11 protein-coding genes are annotated in these 14,841 nt (G+C 68.3%); 5 read left to right on the top strand and 6 right to left on the bottom strand.

Going from position 1 to position 14,841, the window contains the following annotated elements; genetic code table 11:
• Positions 1–110: 110 nt before the first annotated feature.
• A complete protein-coding gene (hmpA, locus tag DELCS14_RS26910) occupies positions 111–1,337 on the top strand; it encodes an NO-inducible flavohemoprotein (protein WP_013804420.1) in 1,227 nt (408 codons plus the stop codon).
• Between the two features lie 79 nt (positions 1,338–1,416).
• Here hmpA and DELCS14_RS26905 read toward each other — a convergent pair whose 3' ends face one another.
• Positions 1,417–3,372 carry an EAL domain-containing protein gene (locus DELCS14_RS26905; protein WP_013804419.1) on the bottom strand — a complete coding sequence of 652 codons (1,956 nt, stop codon included), beginning with the start codon at positions 3,370–3,372 and terminating at the stop codon, positions 1,417–1,419.
• A gap of 73 nt (positions 3,373–3,445) precedes the next feature.
• Here DELCS14_RS26905 and purU point away from each other — a divergent pair, with 73 nt between their 5' ends.
• The 3 genes from purU to DELCS14_RS26890 all read left to right on the top strand — a co-directional run bounded on the left by purU (position 3,446) and on the right by DELCS14_RS26890 (position 6,891).
• Complete coding sequence (purU, locus tag DELCS14_RS26900) at positions 3,446–4,294, top strand: formyltetrahydrofolate deformylase (protein ID WP_013804418.1); 849 nt, start codon at positions 3,446–3,448, stop codon at positions 4,292–4,294.
• Between the two features lie 19 nt (positions 4,295–4,313).
• Complete coding sequence (locus DELCS14_RS26895; protein WP_012203013.1) at positions 4,314–5,237, top strand: LysR substrate-binding domain-containing protein; 924 nt, start codon at positions 4,314–4,316, stop codon at positions 5,235–5,237.
• Positions 5,238–5,379: 142 nt separating this feature from the next.
• Complete coding sequence (locus DELCS14_RS26890) at positions 5,380–6,891, top strand: FAD-linked oxidase C-terminal domain-containing protein (RefSeq protein ID WP_013804417.1); 1,512 nt, start codon at positions 5,380–5,382, stop codon at positions 6,889–6,891.
• Positions 6,892–6,981: 90 nt separating this feature from the next.
• Here DELCS14_RS26890 and DELCS14_RS26885 read toward each other — a convergent pair whose 3' ends face one another.
• On the bottom strand, positions 6,982–8,004 hold the full coding sequence (locus DELCS14_RS26885; protein ID WP_013804416.1) for a hypothetical protein: 1,023 nt from the start codon (positions 8,002–8,004) through the stop codon (positions 6,982–6,984).
• A 118-nt stretch (positions 8,005–8,122) separates the two neighbouring features.
• Here DELCS14_RS26885 and DELCS14_RS26880 point away from each other — a divergent pair, with 118 nt between their 5' ends.
• A complete protein-coding gene (locus DELCS14_RS26880) occupies positions 8,123–8,545 on the top strand; it encodes a hypothetical protein (RefSeq protein WP_013804415.1) in 423 nt (140 codons plus the stop codon).
• A gap of 62 nt (positions 8,546–8,607) precedes the next feature.
• Here the strand turns inward: DELCS14_RS26880 and DELCS14_RS26875 are convergent, their stop codons facing one another.
• The 4 genes from DELCS14_RS26875 to DELCS14_RS26860 all read right to left on the bottom strand — a co-directional run bounded on the left by DELCS14_RS26875 (position 8,608) and on the right by DELCS14_RS26860 (position 14,828).
• Positions 8,608–8,958 (bottom strand): DUF4148 domain-containing protein, encoded by a 351-nt coding sequence (locus DELCS14_RS26875; protein ID WP_012203017.1) that lies wholly within the window; start codon positions 8,956–8,958, stop codon positions 8,608–8,610.
• 186 nt (positions 8,959–9,144) lie between these two features.
• Positions 9,145–9,897: a carbon-nitrogen hydrolase family protein gene (locus tag DELCS14_RS26870; RefSeq protein WP_013804414.1), complete on the bottom strand. Its 753-nt coding sequence runs from the start codon at positions 9,895–9,897 to the stop codon at positions 9,145–9,147.
• On the bottom strand, positions 9,894–11,426 hold the full coding sequence (locus DELCS14_RS26865; RefSeq protein WP_013804413.1) for a cytosine permease: 1,533 nt from the start codon (positions 11,424–11,426) through the stop codon (positions 9,894–9,896). The genes DELCS14_RS26870 and DELCS14_RS26865 overlap by 4 nt, the downstream gene beginning before the upstream one ends.
• A gap of 228 nt (positions 11,427–11,654) precedes the next feature.
• Entirely contained in the window at positions 11,655–14,828 is a 3,174-nt protein-coding gene (locus tag DELCS14_RS26860) for a CusA/CzcA family heavy metal efflux RND transporter (protein WP_013804412.1), read from the bottom strand.
• Between the last annotated feature and the right edge of the window lie 13 nt (positions 14,829–14,841).

Genomic DNA, 14,841 nt, shown 5'->3' with positions numbered 1-14,841 from the left:
ATCGCTGTCAAAAAGACTCGTTTTGACGAAGGTCATATTGACGCATGAAACGCCAAACCCTTGTTCTGCAAGGGCTGCAGTCCTGGCACGGCACTTGCCTTTGTCAAGGCATGCCCGGCATCGCACCGGGCATGCCCATCCCCGTACCCAAGGAGTTTCCCGTGCTGACCGACCGCCAACGTGCCATCGTCCAATCCACCGTCCCGCTGCTTGAAACCGGCGGCGAGGCTTTGATCACCCACTTCTACCAGACCATGCTGGGCGAGTACCCCGAGGTGCGCGCCCTGTTCAACATGGCCCACCAGCAAAGCGGTGCCCAGCCGCGTGCCCTGGCCTATAGCGTGCTCATGTACGCCAAGCACATCGACCGGCTCGAAGCCCTGGGCGATCTGCCCGCGCAGATCATCAACAAGCACGTTGCGCTGCAGGTGCAGCCCGAGCACTACCCCATCGTCGGCACCTGCCTGCTACGCGCCATCCGCGAAGTGCTGGGCGCCGAGATCGCCACCGACGAGGTCATCGATGCCTGGGGCGCCGCCTACCAGCAACTGGCCGACATCCTGATCGGCGCCGAACGCCAGGCCTATGACCGCACGGCGGCGGCCGAGGGCGGCTGGCGCGGCGAGCGTGCCTTCGTGGTCGAGGACAAGGTGGCGGAAAGCGCCGAGATCACCTCGTTCTACCTGGTGCCGGCCGATGGCGGCCCCGTGATCGCCCACCAGCCCGGCCAGTACATCGGCCTGCGCCTGGTGGTGGACGGCCAGGAGCAGCGGCGCAACTACTCGCTGTCCGCGCCCGCCGATGGCCGCAGCCTGCGCATCAGCGTCAAGCGCGAGGCAGGTGGCAAGGTCTCCAACTTCCTGCACGACCGGGTCCAGGTCGGCGACACGCTGCAGCTGTTCCCGCCCGCAGGCCACTTCACGCTGCAGCCCGGCGAGCGTCCGCTGGTGCTGATCAGCGGCGGCGTGGGCATCACGCCGACCCTGCCCATGCTGGATGCGGCCTTGCCCAGCAAGCGTCCCGTGGTCTTCATCCACTGCGCGCGTGAGCGCGGTGTTCATGCCTTCCGTGAACGTGTGGATGCGCTGGTCGCAGTGCATCCGCAGCTCAGCCGGTACTACTGCTATGACCGGGTGGAGGAGGGCGATGAGGCCGATGCGCAGGGACTGCTGACCGCCCGGCAGTTGGGTGAGTGGCTGCCTTCAGTGGATGCCGATGTGTATTTCCTGGGGCCCCGGCCGTTCATGCGGTCGGTGAAGGAATCATTGCGGGTGTTGGGAGTGCCGGAAGGGCAGGTCCGCTATGAATTCTTTGGGCCGGCGGAGGCGTTGGCCTGATTTGCCGTCGATTCGCTCGGGTCCCCTGGCCTGAGTGGTGGAGCAGGGGCCGGGCCTCGGCCCGCCGTGCATCGGGCGATCAGCCCTGCACGGCCCACATGCCCTGGTTGTCCGACACCCACTCCCCAAACGCCTGTGCGGGCAGGGGCTTGCTGCACAGATAGCCCTGGAAGAAGTCGCACCCCTTGCCGCGCAGGAATGCCAGTTGCTCGGCCGTCTCCACGCCCTCGGCCAGAACCTTGAGCCCCATGGCATGCCCCAGCGCGATCACCGATCCGCTGATGGCCATGTCGTCCGCGCTGTGCGGGATATCGCGGATGAAGCCCTGGTCGATCTTGAGCAGGTCCAGCGGAAAGCGCTTGAGGTGGGCCAGCGAGGAATAGCCGGTGCCGAAGTCGTCGATGGCCAGCCGCAGGCCCTGGGCGCGCAGGCGGCGCATGACGGCCAGGGCCTCCTCGGGGCGCTCGGCCAGGGCGCTTTCGGTGATCTCCAGTTCCAGGCAGTGCGGGGCGAAGCCCGTGGCGGCCAGCGCGTCGGCGGTGGCACCAGCAATGTCGGTCAGCAGGAACTGGTGCAGCGAGACATTGACCGCGATGGTCATCTCGGGCAGGCCCTGATCGCGCCAGCGCTGGCCCTGGGCGCAGGCCTCGCGCAGCACCCACAGGCCCAGCGCGCCGATGACGCCCGAGCTTTCGGCCACGGGAATGAAGCGGGCCGGGGAGATGAGGCCCTCGTCCGGGTCCAGCCAGCGCACCAGGGCCTCGGCGCCCACCAGGCGGCCCGTGGCCAGGTCGATCTGGGGCTGGAAGTACAGACGCAGGTGGCCCAGGTCTATGGCCTGCCGCAGCCGTGCCTCCATGGCCAGGCGCTCGCGTGCGGCCGAGGTCATGTCTTCCTCGAAGAAGCACCAGGCACGGCCGCTGCGCGACTTGGCGCCGTAGACGGCGGCGTGCGCGCCCTGCAGCAGGTCCTGGGCATTGCCGGCGTGGGAGGGATACATGCAGATGCCCACGCTGACGCCGGCCATGACTGACAGGCCGTCCGGCGAGCTCCAGGGCTGGCCGGCCGCCGCGATCAGTTGCCGTGCGCGGGCGATGGCGTCGCCGCGCTCGCTCATGCCCTTGCACAGCACGGCCAGTTCGTCACCGGCCATGCGACCTATGAGGTCCTGGGGACCCAGGGAGTCGTGCACACGGGCGGCGATGTGGCGCAGCACCTGGTCGCCAATGGCGTGGCCGTAGCTGTCGTTGACGTCCTTGAAGCGATCGATGTTCAGCAGCATCACGGCCAGCGTGCCCTGCTCGGCGGCCGCCTCGGCCACGGCGTCTTCCAGCAGCGCTGTGAAGCGCACGCTGTTGGGCAGGCCGGTGAGCATGTCGCGGTGGGCCAGGAATTCGAGCTGGGCCTCGCGCGCCTTCTCGGCCGAGATGTCGGTGAACATGCACACGTAGTGCGTGACCTTGCCCTGTGCGTCCTTGACGGCGCTGAGCGACATGCGCTCGGGGAAGACCTCGCCGTTCTTGCGGCGGTTCCAGATCTCGCCCTGCCAGTGGCCCGTGGCCTGCATGCTGTCCCACATGGCCTCGTAGAAGGCCTTGTCGTGGCGGCCGGACTTGAACATGCGCGGTGTCTTGCCCAGCATCTCCTGCTCGGTATAGCCCAGCAGCCGCGTGAAGGCGCTGTTGACCGAGAGGATGCGGCTGCGCGCGTCGGTGACGACCACGCCCTCCATGGTGTTGTCCACCACGGCGGCGGCCAGGCGCTGGCGTTCGTCGGCCTCCCGCCCGGCGGCCATCGCGGCATGGGCAGTGCGCTCTCCACGGCGCATGCGCCACAGCAGCCAGCCGCCGCCCACGGCCGTGACCAGCACCAGGGTCACCGAGGACAGCATGCGCCGCTGCGCCGCCGCCTCGGGCGGAATCTGCAGGTGCGCCAGCAGCCATTCCACGCCCCAGAGCCACAGCAGACCTGCGCACACGTACAGGGTCATTGCGCCCCAGAGCGGTATTCGGGGCTGCTCTCCCTGATCTTGCATGTGGTTCCTCAGAACGTTCCCAGAACGTGTGACTTGCGCAGGGTCGTGTCCATGCTGCGACAATTGCGCCGCTATGACCCAAGCCTATATTCTTACCCTTTCGTGCCCCGACCGGCTCGGTCTGGTACATGCCGTCTCGGGCTTTCTGCTCGAGCAAGGCGGCAACATCGAAGAGGCCGCGCAGTATAACGACCCGGCCACCGGACTGTTCTTCATGCGCGTGCAATTTGCCTGCAACGGCTGCGATCCCGCGGCTCTGAGGGCGGCCCTGGCCGACCTGGGCGGCCAGTACCAGATGAAGTGGCGCCTGCACACCAAGGCCGAAGCCATGAAGACCGTGCTCATGGTCAGCAAGGAAGGCCACTGCCTCAACGACCTGCTGTTTCGCTGGAAGAGCGGCCTGCTGCCGGTGGACATCCGCGCCATCATCAGCAACCACCGCGAGTTCTACCAGCTGGCGGCCAGCTACAACATCCCCTTCCACCACATCCCCGTCACGGCTGCCACCAAGGCCCAGGCCGAGGCAAAGCAGTTCGAGATCATCGAGGCCGAAGGCGCCGAACTCGTGGTGCTGGCGCGCTACATGCAGGTGCTGTCCAACGACCTGTGCACCAAGCTGGCGGGCCGCGCGATCAATATCCACCACAGCTTCCTGCCCAGCTTCAAGGGTGCCAAGCCCTACTACCAGGCCCATGACCGCGGCGTGAAGCTGATCGGCGCCACGGCCCACTATGTGACGGCCGACCTGGACGAAGGCCCGATCATCGAGCAGGACGTGGCCCGCGCCGACCACACCGACACCGTGGAGGACCTCACGGCCCGCGGCCGCGACACCGAGAGCCAGGTGCTGGCCCGCGCCGTCAAGTGGCACAGCGAGCACCGCGTCATCCTCAACGGCCACAAGACCGTGGTCTTCCGCTGAAGCCGGCTCCCGGCCGCCCATGGCGAACGTGACCCTTGCCGCCGGCAGCGGCTTTGCCCCGCCCGGCAGCGGCGCCCGCCGCATTCCGCCCATACAGTGCCTGCTCACTTTCGAGGCGCTGGCGCGGCTGCGCAGCGTGACGCAGACGGCCGAGGAGCTGTGCGTCACGCCCAGCGCCGTCAGCCACCGCGTGCGCCAGCTCGAGCAGATCCTGGGCACGCGGCTGTTTGGCCGCTCGGACTTTTCGCTCACCACCGAAGGCAGCGCCTACCTGTCCCACGTGCGCGAGGGCCTGGGCGCGCTGCAGCGCTTTCCGGGCGAGGTGACGGCGCCGGGCCGCCGCAGGCTCAAGCTCGCCGTCACGCCCACCTTTGCGCGCGTGATCCTGATCCCGCGCCTGCGCCAGTTCACGGAAACCTACCCCGAGATCGACATCGCCCTGCAGGTCTCCATCCCGCTGCTGGACGTGGTGGCCGAGGATGCCGACCTGATGGTGCGCTTCGGCCCCGGCCACTATGCCGATGTGGAGCACATCGAGCTGGCGCGCGACGTGGTCACGCCGCTGGCCTCGCCGGCCTTCATCCGCGAGCACGGCCCCTTCGAGCAGCCCCAGGACCTGGAAGGCATGCCCCTGCTGCGCAGCCCGCTGGAGCCCTGGCGCACCTGGTTCGGCGCCACCGGCCTGGACTGGCCCGAGCCGCACGAGGGCTCGCAGTTCAACGACATCGGCCTGATGTGCGACGCGGCCTCGGCCGGCATGGGCATCGCCCTGGTGCGCCACAAGCTGGGCGCGCCCTGGCTGGACAACGGCACCCTGGTGCGCCTGTTCGACGTGGACACGGCCAGCCCCCATGCCCACTACCTGTGCTGGCGCACCGGCACGATGGACCGCTGGGAATGCGCGGCCTTTGCTGAATGGTTGAAGAGGGCGATGGCCTGCTGAGGCGCCCATAACTGATTTCACGGATTTCACGCGCCGTTGCAATAAACATCAGCGCAGCCCCGCTGCACAAAGACGGCGGCATCGCCTAAAGTCAGGCTCCATGACTTCCGCCAGCTCCCCAGCCAGCCTCGCTCCCGGCGCCATGGCGTCGGCCGCCGCCGATGCGGCCCACCAGCAGCCCACAGTCTCCGAGCGCGCACGGCGCCAGGCCGAGGTCGTGGCCGCGCTGGCCCGCCATGTGCCCGCCCACGCCCTGCTGTGGAATGCCGAGGACACCACGCCCTATGAATGCGACGGCCTCACGGCCTACCGCCAGCGCCCGCTGGTGGTCTGCCTGCCCGAGACCGAGGCCCAGGTCCAGGCCGTGCTGCGAGCCTGCCACGCTATCCAGGTGCCCGTGATCGCGCGCGGCGCGGGCACCGGGCTGTCGGGCGGTGCCTTGCCCCATCCCATGGGCGTGACGCTGTCGCTGGCCAAGTTCAACAAGATCCTGCAGGTCGATGCGGCCAGCCGCACGGCCGTGGTGCAGTGCGGCGTGCGCAACCTGGCCATCAGCGAGGCCGCCGCGCCCTTCGGCCTGTACTACGCGCCCGATCCCAGCAGCCAGATCGCCTGCACCATCGGCGGCAACGTGGCCGAGAACTCGGGCGGCGTGCACTGCCTCAAGTACGGGCTGACGGTGCACAACGTGCTCAAGGTGCGCGGCTTCACCGTGGAGGGCGAGCCGGTGGAGTTCGGCTCCACGGCACTGGACACGCCGGGCTTCGACCTGCTGGCCATCCTGGTCGGCAGCGAGGGCATGCTGGCCGTGACCACCGAAGTCACCGTGCGCCTGATCCCCAAGCCCCAGCTGGCGCGCTGCATCATGGCCAGCTTCGACGACGTGCGCAAGGCCGGCGACGCCGTGGCCGCCGTGATCGCGGCCGGCATCATCCCGGCCGGGCTGGAGATGATGGACAAGCCCATGACGGCCGCCGTCGAGGACTTCGTCAAGGCCGGCTACGACCTCACGGCCGAGGCCATCCTGCTGTGCGAGAGCGACGGCACGCCCGAGGAAGTCGAGGAAGAGATCGCCCACATGAGCGAAGTGCTGCGCGGCGCCGGGGCCACGGCCATCACCGTCAGCGAAAGCGAGGCCGAGCGCCTGCGCTTCTGGAGCGGGCGCAAGAACGCCTTTCCCGCCAGCGGGCGCATCAGCCCCGACTACATGTGCATGGACTCCACCATCCCGCGCAAGCGCCTGGCCGACATCCTGCTGGCCATCCAGGAGATGGAAAAGAAATACGGCCTGCGCTGCGCCAACGTCTTCCACGCGGGCGACGGCAACCTGCACCCGCTGATCCTGTTCGATGCCAACGACCCCGACGAGCTGCACCGCTGCGAGCTGTTCGGCGCCGACATCCTGGAGACCAGCGTGGCCATGGGCGGCACGGTCACGGGCGAGCATGGCGTGGGCGTGGAAAAGCTCAACTCCATGTGCACCCAGTTCACCACAGCCGAGAACGACCAGATGTTCGCGCTCAAGGCCGCCTTCGACCCGCAGGCCCTGCTCAACCCCGGCAAGGTGATTCCCACGCTCAACCGCTGCGCCGAGTACGGAAAGATGCTGGTGCGCGGCGGCCAGATCTCCCACCCGGACCTGCCGAGATTCTGAGGCGCAGTGCAACGGGCGCGGTGCAACCGGCGACGTGCAACGGGCGCGGTGCAACCGGCGCCCTGCAACGAGCACCATGCAACCCGCTGGTCACGGCTGCTGCAGGCAGCGCAGCCACAGCCCATCGAGCGCGCGGGCCAGCGCAGCCTCCTGCCGGGGCACGGCCAGGTCCTCCGCCAGGTCTTCGATCATGGCCTCCAGTGGTACGGCATGGGACAGGGTGCGCAAGCCGCATTCCATCGCCAAGGCGGTGTCCAGGTAGGCCACGCGCGCGCCGGCCACGCTCCAGCGCGTGAGTTCGCGCACACGGCCGACCTGGTTCAGCCGCAGGCGCATTGCCTCCAGCCGCTCGGCCAGGGATCTGCGGATGCGCTCCCCTGTCTCGGGCCGGTCCTCCTCCAGTCTGCGCAGCGCCGCCTCCTGCTGCTCTAGCGTGCGCTCCAGTGCCCGCAGAGCCGCCTCGCGCCCCAGCCGGGCCTCGTCGTAGCGCGGCAGGGCTGCACGCATGCGCTCCAGCGTCTGCTTGCGTTCGCGTGCGTAGACCGGCTCGGCGGGGCGCCCGGAACGCACGCAAGCGTCGGCGGCCAGCACCAGCCGCTGCGGAGCTGCTTCGGCGCCCAGCCCTTGCGGACGGAAGCTGCGGCAGTCTGTCATTTCCTCCAGCATGCGCAGGTCTTCCAGGTGCAGGCGCATGCGTTCCGCGTCCTTCTGCGCCTCAAGCCGATGGCGACCCAGCATCTCCTGGCGCTGGCGCTCCAGCATCAGCAATTCGCGCCAGCCGCCACGCAGCCGGGCCTCGAACCGCGCCTGCTCGCCATCGGCCGCTTGCTGCAGCTGCTCGGCATCCTGGCGCAGACGCAGCTGCAGATATCCATGCGTGCCTGATCTCTCGCAGGTGTACTCGACGATGCGCCCGCCGCTTCCATCGCCCACGCTGCGCCATGCACTGCGCGCGCATGCGTTCCTCTCCTGGAGCACTTGGCCTATCGAGACCCCCGATGCACCGCCCCAGGATGCGGCCTGGACCGCCAGGACATCACCGTCGTCGCCGCCGCAACCGCCCAGCACCAGTACAAGGCTCGAGGGCAGCAGCCACACTCGTTGCCAACGCATTTGCTCCCCCGTGCATGTGATTTCCAGATCGATGGTTGATATTAACTATCAATCAAAAAGAGATGTGATTTTTATCAATACTCACATCTCAATCAGACCAATCCCATAGCGTTCGCGCATGCAGGATGCAAAGCAGCGGTTTGCTCAAAAATTACGTGATTCAATGCAGGCCCAGGGCTATGAAGCCAGGCCTGCCGTGCTGGAGCACGAGTTCAATTCCCGTTTCTGGGGCAAGCCCATGTCCCAGCACGGCGTGCGCCTTTGGCTGGTCGGCAAGACCATGCCCAACGCCAAGAAACTCGCTGCGCTGGCCGACTGGCTGCAGGTGCCGCTGGAGGAGTTCCTGCGCTCGCCGCAGCAGGTTCGCGAGGTGCGCGAACCCAAGAGCGCCTGGTCCGCAGGCCTGGGCTACGAGGACAACGAGCTGTTCAAGATCTACCTGCGCCTTCCCGTGCCCAAGCGCCGGCTGGCGCGCGACGTGATCCTGGCCATTGCGCGCGCCCATGATGCCGAGGAAGCGGAACGCGCCGCAGGCTCGTAGCCAGGCGGCGCGTCGGGTTTGCATTGATCCGGCACCTGCGGGGCACGGGCCCCGCCTGCGCATCAGCCACCCATGGCACGCTGGCGTGCATCGCGCTGGGCAGGCGTTTCGTTGATCAGTTCATTGATCACTTCCTGGCGTGTCTTGCCCGCGCCGGTCTGCGGTGCGGGAGCCGGATAGACGCTGGCATTGAAGCGCGAGGTGCCGCCCTGGCGCACGGCTGCCTCGGCGTCGGCAATCACCTGGGCGCGTGTCTTGCTGCTCTTGAAATGCTCGGGGTGGACGACGGCGCCCGCCTCGTTGTTGGCCGGGTGGATATATCCGGCCGCCGATGCCATGCCGGGCAGCAGCAGCGCTGCCGATGCGGCCAGGCCGGCGATGAGGGTGGCGGGGGTGAAGCGGCGTTGCGACATGATGTGATTCCTTTCAGGCACGTTGGTAATTCGTTCTCCCCACGCCCCGCGATGCGGAACGCCGAGGAGAGGACTCCAATGTAGAAATCACGTGCCCACACCAGCCCCACAGGATGGTGACATTGCTGTCATACAACCGACACAGATGACCGCGATGACCGAGACACTGCAGCGCCTCGGCGCTCGTCAGCCCCGGTACTGCGCACGCGCTCGGCCGGGCGCCAGAGGGTCCAGGCGCACGTCCAGCAGGCCCTCGGCATCGCCCGCGATGCGCGCCAGCGTCTGGCCGAAGGGATCGGCGAACTGGCTTTCGCCGCAGAAGGCGTAGCTGTCGCCGGGACCGGCGCGGTTGGCCATGGCGATGTAGCACTGGTTGTCCATGGCGCGCACGGGCACGGCGTGGCGATGGATGTGGCCGTGGGGGTGCATCATCCCGTCCATCAGCACGATCAGGTCCACGCCCTGCACGCCCAGGGCGCGGGCCGGTACCGGAAACTCGATGTCGAAGCAGATCAGCAGTCCCACTCGCAGGCCGCGCCATGTGCAGACGGGCTGGCGATCCCCGGCCTCGAAGACCCCGTGGTCCGAGTCGTAGAGCATGGACTTGCGGTAGTGCAGCAGCACCTGCCCGTCGGCATCAATCAGCAGGCCGGCATTGAAGTGGCGGCCCCGGTCCGCTTCGGCCAGGCCGATGGCGACGGCCACGCCGGCTTGCCGCGCGGCCTCGCGCAGCGCAGTGGCCGAGGGGCCATCCAGCGGCTCTGCCAGCTGCGCCACGTTGTCCGGCCGGGGAAATCCGCTGATGCAGGTTTCGGGAAAGACCAGCAGGTCGGCCTGACCCGCGCTGGCCCTGATCGTCTTCAGCGTCATCGCCAGGTTGCCGGCAATGTCGCCGTCGCGCAGACGGGGCTGGATGATGCGGATGCGGTACTCCGTCATGGTGTGCGCTCCTTGAGATGCAAAGGGTGGCTGTCCTGCCGCGGCTGGCAACTGGCGGCCTCCTCGGCCTGCAGATCCAGGTTGCGGGCCAGCACCCAGTAAAGGCTGCCGGCCACGAGAATGCCCGGCAGCCAGGCGAAGTCCACGCCGCCCAGCCGCTGCGCAGCCCGGCCGATGAAGACCGCATGGCCGTCCGTGGCGTCGTGGATGTGGAAGAAGGGCACCATGGCCGCAAAGCCGCCCAGATAGGCGCAGATGCCGCGCCAGCCCCAGGCGCCGTAGATGCCTTGTGGCGTGAAGAAATCGGCGATGGCGTAGCGGCCCTTGCGCACCAGGAAGTAGTCCACGAGGTTGACCGCCGTCCACGGCACCAGGAAGTACAGCAGCAGCGCCAGGAAGGAATGCAGCAATGCCACGCCGCTGCCCTGGATGGACAGCACGCACGCGAGGATGGTGGCGCTGATGGCGGCGATGGCACCGATGCGTGCGCCGAGTGTGCCGAGTGCTTCGCGTGCACCGCATGCACCGCGTGCACTGCGTGTGGGGCGCAGGCCGCCCAGCGAATCCGCCGCCGTGAGCACGGTCAGCGCCGCGCTGTAGGTGTTGAGGGCGATGATGGGCACGAAGGCCACGACGGCCAGGACAGGCAGCAGCCGGTCCGCGCCCGGGAACAGGCCGGTGCCGATCCGTCCCAGCGCCGCCAGCGCGTCGCCGGCCTGCAGCCGCTGCGCCATCCACGCGCCCAGCCCGATCATCCAGGCCCCGGACAGCGAGGCGCCCAGGAAGATGGCCGCGATCAGGCGCCGGGGCTCGGTATGGCGCGGCAGGTAGCGCGAATAGTCGGACACATAGGGCGCATAGGAGATGTTGTAGCTGGCCGCGATGGTGAACTGCGCGGCAAAGGCGCTCCATGCGAATCCTGGCAATGGCTCCGGCCGAACGTGCAAGGCGGGCTCGCCCATGCCTGCCAGCAACGCCAGCGTGGCCAGCGCATACAGCGGCAGTGCCAGCATCAGCGCGCAGCGGAAGGCCCTGTGCATCACATCGTGGCCGCAGACCGCCAGCAAGGCGCCTACCGCCACGGCCACGCAGGCCGTGGGCGCTGGCGGCAGGCCGAACACGGCCTGCATGCCCTGCATGATGAGCGAGACGTTGACGACGTTGAACCCCGTGAACACGAGCAGCGTGGCGCACAGCGGCAGGGTGACGCCGCGAAAGCCGAACTGCGCGCGCGACTGGATCATCTGCGGCAGCCCCAGCTGCGGCCCCTGCGCGCCGTGCAGCGCCATGAACAGCGTGCCGAATATGATGCCTAGCGTGCCGGCCAGGGCGCTCCAGGGCGCCGAGAGCCCCAGCGACGGGCCGACGAAGCCGATGGAAAGCGTGAAGAAGTGGAAGTTGCCCAGGAACCAGAACGGCCCCTGGTCGGCGAGCCGCGCATGGCGCTCGCTGTCGGGAATGCAGTCGATGGACCGGCTCTCCACGGCGATGCGGGCACGACCGTGTTGTCCGCTGGCGGGGCTGTTCATGGCCTTGTCTCCCTCCCGTTGTCCTTGCTGTTGTGGGACAAATTCTAGGCAGGAGCCTGCCGCCGCTCCATGCCTGATGCGCGACGTTCACATCGACTGGAAAAGATGTTTGGCCAGCCGGCCAGCCCCTGGTGCCGAGGCGGCCGGGCATGGAAAAAAGCCCCGCGCCGCCTGGCTGCCACAGGGCCTGCCAGGCGGCATGGGGGCGTGGGTGGCGTGGGTGGCGTGCTACGCGGCTGGTGCCGATGCCGTGGGCACGGCGCCTGCCGCGTCCGCTTCCGACGGGTCGTTGCGGTGTACCAGCCGGTACAGCAGCGGCAGCACCAGCAAGGTCAGCAGCGTGGACGACAGGATGCCGCCGATCACCACCGTGGCCAGCGGCCGCTGCACCTCGGCGCCCGTGCCCGTGGCAATGGCCATGGGAACGAAGCCCAGCGAGGCGACAAGGGCCGTCATCAGCACGGGGCGCAGCCGGGTGAGCGCGCCCTCGGTCACGGCGTCGGGCACGCTGGCGCCCTGTTCGCGCAAGGTTCTGATCCAGGAGATCATGACCAGGCCGTTGAGCACGGCCACGCCCGACAGCGCGATGAAGCCCACCGCCGCCGAGATGGACAGCGGTATGTCGCGCAGCCACAGCGCCAGGATGCCGCCCGTGAGCGCGAACGGAATGCCCGTGAAGACCACCAGCCCGTCGCGCACATTGCCGAACATGGCGAACAGCAGCACGAAGACCATCAGCAGCGCCACGGGCACGACGATCTGCAGGCGGCGCGTGGCCGACTCCAGGTTCTCGAAGGTGCCGCCCCAGCGCGTCCAGTAGCCGGGCGGCAGCGACAGGCCCTGCAGCTTCTGCTGTGCCTCGCCCACGAAGGAGCCCATGTCGCGCCCGCGCACATTGGCGCTGACCACGATGCGGCGCTTGCCGTCTTCGCGGCTGACCTGGTTGGGGCCGGGCGCGGTCTCGAACGTGGCCACGGCCGACAGCGGCACGAAGCCGATGCGCCCGTCCGCCCCGCGCGGCAGGGCGATGGGCAGGCGGCTCAGGGCCTGCAGGTCGTTGCGCACGGCGTCCGGCAGGCGCACCTGGATGTCGAAGCGCCGGTCGCCCTGGAATACCGTGCCGGCCTCGGTGCCGCCCATGGCGGTGCTGATGGCGTCCTGCACATCGCCCATGTTCAGGCCGTAGCGCGAGGCCTTTTCGCGGTCGATCTGCACGGTGAGCATGGGCAGGCCCGTGGTCTGCTCGACCTTGACCTCGGAGGCGCCCGCGATCTGCTGCAGCATGCCGGCCACGGTCTGGGCGCTTTTCTCCAGCACGGCCATGTCGTCGCCGAAGATCTTCACGGCCACGTCGCTGCGCACGCCCGAGATCAGCTCGTTGAAGCGCAGCTGGATGGGCTGGGAGAACTCGTAGTTGTTGCCCGGGATGCGGTCCACCGACGCCTGCACGGCGGCCAGCAGCTCATCGCGCGGGCGCGCCGGGTCGGGCCACTCGCTGCGGGCTTTCAGCATGATGTAGCCGTCGGAGATGTTGGGCGGCATGGGGTCGGAGGCGATCTCGGCCGTGCCGGTGCGCGCGAACACGCGGTCGATCTCGGGGAACTCCTTCTTGAGCGCCTTCTCGATCTGCATCTGCATTTCCAGCGACTGCGTAAGGCTGGTGCCCGGGATGCGCAGCGCCTGGATGGCGAAGTCCCCCTCGTTGAGGTTGGGCGCGAACTCGCTGCCCAGGCGCGTGGCCAGCAGCAGGCTCAGCGCCACGGCCACGGCGGCGGCCGTGAGCACCACGGCGGGCGCGGCCATGACGCGCGCCAGCACGGGCGCATAGCCGCGGCGTGCCCAGCCCATGAGGCGGTTTTCCTTCTCGGCCACCTTGTCGCCCATGAACAGCGCAATCGCCGCCGGGATGAAGGTGATGGACAGCAGCATGGCGCCGGCCAGCGCGATGACCACCGTCAGCGCCATGGGATGGAACATCTTCCCCTCCACACCCGTGAGCGCGAAGATGGGCAGGTAGACCACCATGATGATGAGCTGGCCGAACAGCAGCGGGCGGCGCGCTTCCTTCGCGGCGGCGAAGACTTCATGGAAGCGTTCGCTGCGCGTCAGCGACCGTCCGCGCGCCTCCTGCGCATGGGCCAGGCGGCGCACGCAGTTCTCCACGATGACCACGGCCCCGTCGATGATGATGCCGAAGTCCAGCGCCCCCAGGCTCATGAGGTTGGCGCTGACCTTGTAGTGCACCATGCCCGTGAAGGTGAACAGCATGGACAGCGGGATGATCAGTGCCGTGATCAGCGCCGCGCGCAGGTTGCCCAGGAACAGGAAGAGGATGACCACCACCAGGGCCGCGCCCTCCACCAGGTTCTTCTTGACCGTGGCGATGGCCTTGTCCACCAGGTTCGTGCGGTCGTAGACGGTGATGGCCTTGACGCCCGGGGGCAGGCCCCGGTTGATCTCGGCCATGCGCTGGTCCACGGCGCGCGAGACGGTGCGGCTGTTCTCGCCGATCAGCATGAACACCGTGCCCAGCACCACCTCGCGGCCGTTGTCGGTGGCCGCGCCCGTGCGCAGCTCCTGGCCCAGGCCGACCTCGGCCAGGTCGCGGATGCGGATGGGCTGGCCCTGGGCCGAGCCCACGATGACCTCGCGGATGTCGGCGATGCCGCCGACCTGGCCCGGCGCGCGGATCAGGTACTGCTCGCCCTGGCGCTCGATATAGCCCGCACCCACGTTGCTGTTGTTGCGCTGCAGGGCGGTGACGATGTCGGCCAGCGTGAAGCCGTAGGCCGCCAGCTTCTCGGGCGCGGGCGCCACCAGGTACTCCTTGGCGTAGCCGCCGATGGAGTTGATCTCGGTGACGCCGGGCACGTTGCGCAGCTGCGGCTTGATGACCCAGTCCTGGATCTCGCGCAGGTCCATGGGCGTGTAGGGCGTGCCGTCGGGCTTTTTCGCATCGTCCTCGGCCTCCACGGTCCACAGGTAGATCTCGCCCAGGCCCGTGGAGATGGGGCCCAGCGTGGGCGTGATGCCGGCAGGCAGGCTGTCGCGCGCCTGCTGTATGCGCTCGCCCACCAGCTGCCGTGCGAAGTAGATGTCCGTGCCGTCCTTGAACACCACGGTGACCTGGGACAGGCCGTAGCGCGACAGCGAGCGCGTCTGCTCCAGATGGGGCAGGCCGGCCATCACCGTCTCTATGGGATAGGTGACGCGCTGCTCGGTCTCCAGCGGCGAGTAGCCGCTGGCCTGGGTGTTGATCTGCACCTGGACATTGGTGATGTCGGGCACGGCGTCGATGGGCAGGCGCTGGTAGTTGTAGATGCCCAGCCCTGCCATGGCCAGCACGGCCAGCAGGACCAGCCAGCGCTGCTCTATGGCAAATCGGATGATGCGTTCAAACATGGAGTTCTCCGTT

Source organism: Delftia sp. Cs1-4, assembly GCF_000214395.1.
GTDB classification, from domain to species: Bacteria; Pseudomonadota; Gammaproteobacteria; order Burkholderiales; family Burkholderiaceae_C; genus Comamonas; species Comamonas acidovorans.
Note: the sequence above shows the minus strand (reverse complement) of the source record. Positions and strands in the feature narration are given on the sequence as shown.

What these genes read in the sequence shown, in the direction of transcription:
- hmpA (WP_013804420.1), top strand. Translation starts at nt 111, where the DNA reads ATGCCCGGCATCGCACCGGGCATGCCCATCCCCGTACCCAAGGAGTTT.
- DELCS14_RS26905 (WP_013804419.1), bottom strand. Translation starts at nt 3,372, where the DNA reads ATGCAAGATCAGGGAGAGCAGCCCCGAATACCGCTCTGGGGCGCAATG.
- purU (WP_013804418.1), top strand. Translation starts at nt 3,446, where the DNA reads ATGACCCAAGCCTATATTCTTACCCTTTCGTGCCCCGACCGGCTCGGT.
- DELCS14_RS26895 (WP_012203013.1), top strand. Translation starts at nt 4,314, where the DNA reads ATGGCGAACGTGACCCTTGCCGCCGGCAGCGGCTTTGCCCCGCCCGGC.
- DELCS14_RS26890 (WP_013804417.1), top strand. Translation starts at nt 5,380, where the DNA reads ATGGCGTCGGCCGCCGCCGATGCGGCCCACCAGCAGCCCACAGTCTCC.
- DELCS14_RS26880 (WP_013804415.1), top strand. Translation starts at nt 8,123, where the DNA reads ATGCAGGATGCAAAGCAGCGGTTTGCTCAAAAATTACGTGATTCAATG.
- DELCS14_RS26875 (WP_012203017.1), bottom strand. Translation starts at nt 8,958, where the DNA reads ATGTCGCAACGCCGCTTCACCCCCGCCACCCTCATCGCCGGCCTGGCC.
- DELCS14_RS26860 (WP_013804412.1), bottom strand. Translation starts at nt 14,828, where the DNA reads ATGTTTGAACGCATCATCCGATTTGCCATAGAGCAGCGCTGGCTGGTC.
- DELCS14_RS26870 (WP_013804414.1), bottom strand. Translation starts at nt 9,897, where the DNA reads ATGACGGAGTACCGCATCCGCATCATCCAGCCCCGTCTGCGCGACGGC.
- DELCS14_RS26865 (WP_013804413.1), bottom strand. Translation starts at nt 11,426, where the DNA reads ATGAACAGCCCCGCCAGCGGACAACACGGTCGTGCCCGCATCGCCGTG.
- DELCS14_RS26885 (WP_013804416.1), bottom strand. Translation starts at nt 8,004, where the DNA reads ATGCGTTGGCAACGAGTGTGGCTGCTGCCCTCGAGCCTTGTACTGGTG.